Here is an 8704-nt window from a genome sequence, read left to right as displayed (position 1 = left end):
GTAACTGGAGCCGTGCCAATGGTGCCAATGCGCGTACTGAACATCTCATCCACGATATGATCAAACAGAGGAGAATTTAAAACCTCTTGATACGTGCGCCGCCCCGAAAACATCCACGAACCGCGATCGCCCACTGGCCCGCCAACCGTCAACCCCGCACTGATCAAATCCATGGACGCCCGCGCATCAAAAGACTTCCTGTTGCCATCTAAATTTGTAATATCCAGCACACTCGACAGGCGGTCGCCATACCGCGCGGGAAACGTCCCCTTAATCAGTGTGACGTCCTTCAACGCATCGGGATTAAACGTGCTAAAAAACCCAAACAGATGATTCGGATTATAAACCACCACATCATCAAGCAGAATCAGATTTTGCCCCGGCGTGCCCCCGCGCACATACAAACCCGCGGAATTTTCACTCGCGGCCTGCACGCCCGGAAGCAATTGAATCCCGCGCATCAAATCGGGCTGCCCCACCGTTGGAATGCGCGCCAATTCCGTCACCCGCGTACCAAACGCACTCACAGGCGTCACCTCAGTCGGCGCCACGCGCTCGCCTATGGCCTCAATCTCCTCCCCCATCAATTCCGCAGGCTCCAACTCAATCACAATCCGCGCCGTCTCGCCCTGTATAACCACGACCTGAACAGACCGGCTCGCATAGCCGATATAACTCGCCGAAACCCTGTGCAAACCCGGCGACAGATTCCCAATCACAAAATAACCGGCCTTATCTGTCGCCACACCAATGCGCAAACTGTCAATCACAACATTGGCATTCGGCAGAGTCTCGCCATTGGAAGCATCGCGCACCGTACCCCGCACTGCACCCTGACCATACGCCTGTGTACTGATGGCAATACATACAACGCATAAAAACAACTGCATAACCCTCTTCATGGTCTCTCCTTCTCCCTCCCAAAGACAGTTTAAAAAACCTCCCTTCTGACATTTATTAGATTCGCACATTGACTTTCCCGTTCCCCATGTTCTGTACGAAAATTGTAAGACTCTGTTAAAGTCTGTAAAACAAAACGCGCCCATTTCTCAATGGACGCGCTTTATCGTTCAAGTTGTAAATAAGTGATCAATTGACAATCACAAACAGACCCTTCTGGGTCTGACCCAAACTCTCGGGATGGTGCGATTCAATCACCCAGATATACGTACCGGCATTGAGACGACCGCGCGTATTGGCATTCAAACCCACCGTATGCGTATCCCACTCGATCTCGCCCTGCGCCACAGGTTGCCCCCGCTGTGGATCGAGTGTATCAAAGGTATCACGCCATGCCAGATCGCCCGTCAGCGTGTAAATGTACAGCGTACACCTGCTCGGCACATTGATCCACCGGATGCGAGGTGCCCCATAGCTGTGCTCATCCATGCCCTGTACCCAGGGATTGGGCACCACCCTGATCGGCAGCGACATGGTCTCATTTTCATGGTTGAGCACGGCAGAAGTCAAACGCGGCACAAGGCCCCCGGGGGGATTCAGATACTGATTGCGCTCATCCGAGTGCCCGGTTTCCAGACCCTGCTCATCAAACGCACGTACCGAATAGTGGTAAATAAACCCCTGGCTGGGCTCTGGATCAGTAAACGTATAGGTACCCCAGCGAAAAGGACCATCAACCTCGGCTTCGGCGGGCTCCTCCTGGCCTTCCACCCAGGGCTGATTGATAAAACCAGCACCTATGGGCGCATCTGAGGGCAACTGCCGTTCGCCTTCGGAACCCACAGCCTTGGGAATCGTCGCCAGCAATTTCCACGGACCAACCCGCATAAAATCAGAGCGATAGATCCGATAACCTATCACATCGGGACGACCCAGATCTGGATCAATCGCCGTATCGGCAATGCCCGACCAGTCCAGTTCGATATTACCTTTCAGGTTCGTCACCCCATTGACCTTCACATCGGGCGGCTGGTTAAGCCCGTCAAAGCCCAGATCATACAGCTTTTGCGCTTCATTGCCGTGTGCATAAATCGCTTCAAGACCCAGTTCCAATTCGTCAACCAGGCTCTGCTGCTGCCAGTTCCACTCGTAGGGACGCGCATAATTTGCGGTATCCATGCGATATTTGGCAGCGTTAGACGCCATACCCGCCACATACGCGATCACCACTTTGGCCTTGTCGCCAGGACCCAGAGTATAAGGACCGTAAACCTGTGCATCGATCCACGCACCTAATTCCTCATTGTCGTGGTGCTGCACCATCCGATCGGTATCATTTTCCCCGAGCACACCGGCAGCATCGCTGTAGATGTCAAACAATTGATTCTCGCCGTGCGTACCGCCATGGGGATCATCGCCCAGAGCCGAAGAATACATCCGCCACCTGAACACAGTGTGGGGCTGTGGACCCTGCGGCTTCACATAGCCACCTTTTCTATCCAGTGCATTGAAGGGATGATCAGATGTGCCCGTTGCAATCGGCATCATCCCGATATACTGCGGAGAGAGCAATGTGCCATCCTTGAAATTGGATGTTGACACGTACTGATGCTGGGCACGAGACCGGGCATAAGGCTCTCCGTAGTCATTCCACAAACGGGCAACGGCATCGCCGTCATACACATAAGTCAGATGCATGGGCGTGCCCTTGTAATTGTAGGCATATTCCGGATAATCGTAATTATCCGCCTGCGTATAGCGCCAGTAATCGTCCTGCGTTGAGGGCTGAACCAAATTCCACGCATTCGAGTTCGATCCACCAGCAGGCACCCACTCGGCACCGGTCTTGCTGGCGATGAACCCATTCTTAACCACAATATAGACCTCGTCGAGTTGTTTGGGATATCCGGGATCAGCACTGCCATCGCCATCTATATCGCCATTATTCCAGAACTCGATCTCAGTGAGCAAAAAGTCATCGTAATCACCCCGGGTCATAATCGAAGACTGCTTGCCATTGGGAGTTGGCACGGGGATCATCGCGTCATTATCCGTACCCGGCGAGGAATACGCATGCACCATCCGCTTCACCGTAATGCCCGAAGCCTGTGTCCAGCCCGTCACCAGCAGATTCTCACTAAACAACTCGGGCGACAAACGAGGGTGATTGGTCGCGACGCCATTTGACCGCATCTGATTCAACCCGGCGCGAACCGTTCTATAAGAAGACGCCAACATCTGCTTGAATGACTCGTTGTTCAATGGATAAAACCCATATCCCCAGTTGTAATAATCCATTGGCTCCACTTTTTCAGGCCCCGGCGGAAAAGCGGCCTGTCCCAGACCGCCGTAGATACCGTTACTATACTGGTATTCCACAGGCTCGCCATTCACAAAATTGTGCGTGATTTTCATATTATTCATGCGGGGCCAGTAGAGTGCTGCATTCTGTCCGTAATTGAACAGATTAAACGGACGAGTGCCAGCACGCCACACAGACCGCCAGATCGAAGCAATGCTTTCGACATTATTGCGCGGATTGTGCTGAATCGGAAAAATATCTGCGGATGGCTGGCGGGGACCTCCCTGAGATACAAACTTGCGTCCGTCATTTGTGCGCGCCATCACCCACACGCCATTGCCCCGCGAATTGTCCTGTCGGTTCACGCGGCCCACAATGCCCGACGCATAGGTCGAGGTCCACCGTCCAGGATACGACATGCCCACTTCTGCACCAAAGATACTGCCGCCATCCAGCGAGTGCCCCAGTGTGCCATTATTGCGCAACGACACCCAGAGCTTTGCGCGATTGGTCGTGCGACGGCGCGTGCGCTGCTGCGCGTCGGCATCAATCGCCATATACAACTCCGACACACCCAACACACCAATGAGAATTAGACAAAACAATAAAAATTTGCGCATCGTGTGATTCCTCCTATTTGCCCCGGCGTGCCTCCGCGCACTTACAAGTCCGCGGAATTTTCACCCTTCTTCAGAGTCCTCCTTTCCCCTCCCAAGGACAATGTTGAAAGAACCCACTCTTTATAATATTTATTAAACTCTCTTATTGATTCTCTTGTTCCTCATTTTTTGTACGAAATTGTAAGCCTTTGTTAACGTCTGTAAAACAAAACGCGCCCATCTCTCAATGGACGCGCTTAATCGTATCTGGACAGGCGGAAAATCAACCAATACTATATCAATACGCCGATGTTAGAGTTATTTTTTCAACCATTTAATTTCCATACCGGAAGCGCACTTCGCGTTCAATGCTCTTGCCACTGATTAGATCGGTTACGATGACCTCGAGTGCGTTGACACCGGGTCTGATTTTGTTGAGCACGATTTCGACGTATTCGCGCTCGTCGGCGTCGCGTCCCGTGAGTTCGTTGGTGATGGCCACCTGAGGTTTGCTGGCTCTAAAGATGGTTCGCAACCCCGTGGCCACTGCGCCAAATACGCCAACGGCGGGCATGGCACTGGAGCGAATGCGGTATTCGGTTTTGTAACGAGTTTGTCCAAAGGTGTCTTTGGTCAGGTTGTAGATTTCAAAGTAGGCATAGACATTTTGCGTTGCGGCATAACTGCGCGTGGGCATGGGAATGATCCACACGTCTTCTTTTAGGAATTTTGTCGCGCCTTCTTCCGCAATGTTCGAGGCCAGTTGAATTTCGCTGACCTGAAGCTCTGGGATCTGGTAGTCTCTGACCTGGAGTTCTTGTCGGTAGAGTCCGGTGCGTCCAGAGATGAGGTCTTTCATTTGTACTTGAAGTTCGTATTTGCCGGGCGGTACCTGTGTCTTGATGATTTCAGGCACAAAAGCACCCTGTTCGGTTGTGCTGGGTACTTGTGCGCCGCGATAGGCGAACTCATCGGTTGTGCGATAGATGGATGTATGACCTTCATTTGCCAGCGCAACGGCCAATTGTACGTGTATGAAACTCGAATCGGCTTCTTGCTCAATTTCGACCTGTTCGGGTGGGATGCCGTAGTAAATCTCGAGATTGGTTTGGCCATCGGGTCCGCGGAAGTGCGCCAGATCGTAGTAGAAATTGAGTATATCGCCGGGAAGTCCAGGGCGATAAAAGTCGGGCGAAGTCGATACGGCTTGCTGGTAGATGACTGCGGGCATGTGTTCGGTCATGCGGGCGAGATAAGCAATGGCTTCGGGATCTGCAATGCCTGTGGCGTCGGGCAGTGGGGCAAAGTCATAGCGTCCATTGCCCATTTCGTCGGTAAAGGTAATCTCTATGCCCCCATTGAGCTGAATATAGGTCCAGGTTTCCCAGGGCACGGTATCAATTTCACTGTCAATAGTAACAGGCGAAAAGCGGCCAAATTTCAAGCGGGTATTGAGTTTTCCCTGCTCATTGAGGACGCTTTCGATGGTGCCATCGCGTTCAAGTGGATTGCGTTCAAATGGATTGCCCTCAACGAGGTCGAAACTTATGTCGAGGCTGGTGCGAATGGGAAAGACGGGACCTGTGAAGGTGTAGGTGGCCGCTTCAGGACCGTAGATGTCAACGGCCATCTGCGTGCGCACGCGCTCTACTTCGGCGGTTTGGACGAAGTTGCGATCATTGGAGCGCGAGCGGTAGTCGGGTTCGCCATATCGAATATAAACAGCACCCCGTTCATCCCAGGGATAGACATTGGACGAATAATAGGTGCGCGCATACCAGGTGCGGCGGTAGTGTTCGATGACGCGCTCGTTGAGTTTGGTGAGGATGTCTGGGTCGCGCCGTGCCCAGAATTGCTCGCGATATGCCTGTTGTTCGGGTCCCGGTGTGGCGGCGTGGTATTCCTGGAGTTCTGTATCTGAGGCAACGTAGGCAATATCGGTGTAGTGTGCGCGTTCACTGCCTTCGATGTTGGCGAGATAGCGCTCGAAGAGTTCGAGAGCTTTTTGCGCCTCGTCGTTGTAAAAATGACCCTGTGCAACAATGGGCAAGAGTTGAACGATGTCGGGATTTGCCGAGAGGTAAGGGGCAATATGTTCGAGAATGGTGTCAAACTCTTTGGCCTGTACACAGGCTAAACCGTAAGAATAAAGATTCTCGGGATTGTCGGGTTCGAGTTCGACGTATTTCTGATAATACTGCATAGCCCTGGTGTGGTCTTCTTCAAATCGCTCATAGACTTCGCCGAGCAAGCGATAGGCCGGACCGTAGTTGGGGTCGAGTTTGGTGGCGCGCTTGGCTTCGCGGATGGCTCTACGGAAATTGTAATAAGATTGCAGGCCCCGCGTGGGTGTTTCGGCATATGTAAGACCAAGCCCGACATAGGCTTCGACGAGGCTTTTGTCGAATTTTTTGGCTGTTTTGAAGGCACCTTCAGCTTCTTTGTATTCTTTCCGTTTGAGATAGATATAACCCAGTTGGGAATACACATGGGCGTCTTCGGGAAAGTTTTTTAAAATGCGTTGGAGGGTCGCCATGGCCTCGTTGATTTCACCAGCTTGAATCTGACGCTGACCCAGGGCAAACAGCGTATTTCGGACGATCTTGTCTTGTTGAGGTACTTCATCTTCTTCTGCAAGAAGAGGCAGTGCAATGCAAGAGGCACAGCAGACAACCATCCAGAACCGCAATCCAATTTTCATGGTGTTCTCCCGATTGATCAAGTTGTAAAACTGCTCTTAGACCGTCGCCTGCAAATCCTTCAAATAACTCAGTGTATCGCGGATACTCGCCTCTGTCGTATCCGACGCGCCCTTCTCCACACACAGCGGACCGGCATAATCTGCCGCATTCAGAATTTCCAAACACGTCTTCAAATCATACCCCATAGCTTTGCCATCTCGCTCCCACGCCTGCACCCCGTCATCGCTGTAATTAAACACCTTCACATGGCATGAAAACGCACGCGGAGCCAGCACGCGCATCCCCGCCTCCCAGTCGCCATCGGGAAAATTCGCCGTATCTGGACACGTGCCAAACCAAGCGGAATCCACCCCATCCAGAATCCGCTGCAAATTCTCAGACGAAGACGACACACCCCCGTGATTCTCCACCAGCAGCTTCACACCCGCCTGCTCGCCCACAGCCACCAGCTCCCGATATCCCGCAATCACCCGGCTCATCGCCCCATTGTCATCCGCGTGCCCCGTATTAATCCGTATCGCCTCGGAACCCACAGCCGACGCCGTGTAAAACCACTGCTTCAACGCCTCCAGATCCGTGCGCCGCACAGCCTCATCAGCACCTGCAATATTGCCCATATCCACCGCAATATTGCGCACCGAAAGTCCATTGTCCGCCAACCGATTCCGAAGCTCATTCAAATACCTCGCATCCTGAGACGCAAAAAACCGCGAACACAACTCCACCGTCCCCACGCCATGCGCGGCACACACTTCGGGAAACTCCAGCAAAGTCAGCGACTCCTCCCGCAAAATTTCACCACTGAGCACCCATCCGGCAATACCGAGTTCGAGATCCATAGTCATTTCTCCTTTCACTGAACATATCGACCAATTTGACCTTCATTCCTATATTTATATTATATCACACCCCCTCACAACACAAGGAGGTTTTGCGTGGAATCCGTTATCGGCATCATCTTAGGCGGTGGCGCGGGGTCGCGCCTCTATCCACTGACCAAATACCGCTCCAAACCCGCCGTCCCTATCGGCGGCAAATATCGCCTCATCGACATACCCATCAGCAACTGCCTGCACTCGGGCCTCACACGCATCTACGCCCTCACCCAATTCAACTCCGCCTCTCTCAACCGCCACATCGCCCAAACCTATCGCTTCGACGCCTTTTCAAACGGCTTTGTCGAAATCCTCGCCGCCGAACAAACCGAAGACCGCCTCGACTGGTATCAAGGCACAGCCGACGCGGTTCGTCAGCAACTCCGCCACTTCATGTCCTACCAGATAGATCAATATCTCATCCTCTCTGGCGACCACCTCTACCGCATGAACTACCGGGACTTCATCGCCGAACACCGGGAAAAAGGCGCAGATCTCACCATCGCCGTCAAACCCGTCACCCGAGAAATCGCGCCCGACCTCGGCATCCTCAAAGTAGATGACACCGGACGCATCATCGACTTCGTAGAAAAACCGCAAACCGACGCCGAACTGGACGACCTCAAACTCGATCCTGCACCCGGCAGCAACCCCGACGAAGCGTACATGGCCTCCATGGGCATCTACGTCTTTGAAAAAGAAAAACTGAGAACACTCCTCGCGGAAAGCAGCGGCGACGACTTTGGCAAACACATCATCCCCACCGCCATTCACAGCCACAACGTCTATGCCCACCGATTCGAAGGATACTGGGAAGACATCGGCACCATCCGCGCCTTCTACGAAGCCAACCTCGCACTCACAACCCCGGCGCCCCTCTTCACCTTTTATCAACCCGGCGCCCCCATCTACACCCGCCCGCGCTACCTCGCCGCGACCAAACTGGATGGATGCCACCTCAAACAATGCAAAATCGGCGACGGCTCCGACATACAAGACGCAGAAATAGAACACGCCGTCATCGGCATCCGCAGCATCGTTGGTCCCCGCGTCAAACTCACCAACACCGTCATGATGGGCGCCGACTTTTACGAAACCCCCGAAGACAAAAAACGCAACAAACAAAAAGGCATCCCAAACGTAGGCATCGGTCCAGGATGCGTAATCGACAATGCAATCATCGACAAAAACGCGCGCATAGGGGAAAACGTCACCATCCAAAACGCAAAAAACATCCGCGAAGCAGAACGCGACGCCTACGCCATCCGCGACGGCATCGTCGTCATCACCAAAGACGCCATCATTCCTTCAGGTACTGTGATTTAA

General features: G+C 53.0%; 5 protein-coding genes. 1 reads left to right on the top strand and 4 read right to left on the bottom strand.

Annotation, left to right across the window (positions count from 1 at the left end; translation table 11 throughout):
* From F4Y39_21950 to F4Y39_21935, 4 genes are all read right to left on the bottom strand, one after another.
* Positions 1-1046: TonB-dependent receptor plug domain-containing protein (locus tag F4Y39_21950; GenBank protein ID MYC16400.1), on the bottom strand; the 1046-nt coding region annotated here is incomplete at its 3' end.
* A 43-nt stretch (positions 1047-1089) separates the two neighbouring features.
* Positions 1090-3822 carry a hypothetical protein gene (locus F4Y39_21945; GenBank protein MYC16399.1) on the bottom strand — a complete coding sequence of 911 codons (2733 nt, stop codon included), beginning with the start codon at positions 3820-3822 and terminating at the stop codon, positions 1090-1092.
* Positions 3823-4135: 313 nt separating this feature from the next.
* Positions 4136-6502, bottom strand: a complete 2367-nt coding sequence (locus F4Y39_21940; GenBank protein ID MYC16398.1) for a tetratricopeptide repeat protein — start codon at positions 6500-6502, stop codon at positions 4136-4138.
* A gap of 36 nt (positions 6503-6538) precedes the next feature.
* On the bottom strand, positions 6539-7348 hold the full coding sequence (locus F4Y39_21935; protein MYC16397.1) for a sugar phosphate isomerase/epimerase: 810 nt from the start codon (positions 7346-7348) through the stop codon (positions 6539-6541).
* A gap of 90 nt (positions 7349-7438) precedes the next feature.
* On the opposite strand from F4Y39_21935, the gene F4Y39_21930 reads away from it, so the two are divergent.
* Positions 7439-8704 (top strand): glucose-1-phosphate adenylyltransferase, encoded by a 1266-nt coding sequence (locus F4Y39_21930; GenBank protein MYC16396.1) that lies wholly within the window; start codon positions 7439-7441, stop codon positions 8702-8704.

This window comes from Gemmatimonadota bacterium, assembly GCA_009838845.1.
Classification (GTDB): Bacteria; Latescibacterota; UBA2968; order UBA2968; family UBA2968; genus VXRD01.
Note: the sequence above shows the minus strand (reverse complement) of the source record. Positions and strands in the feature narration are given on the sequence as shown.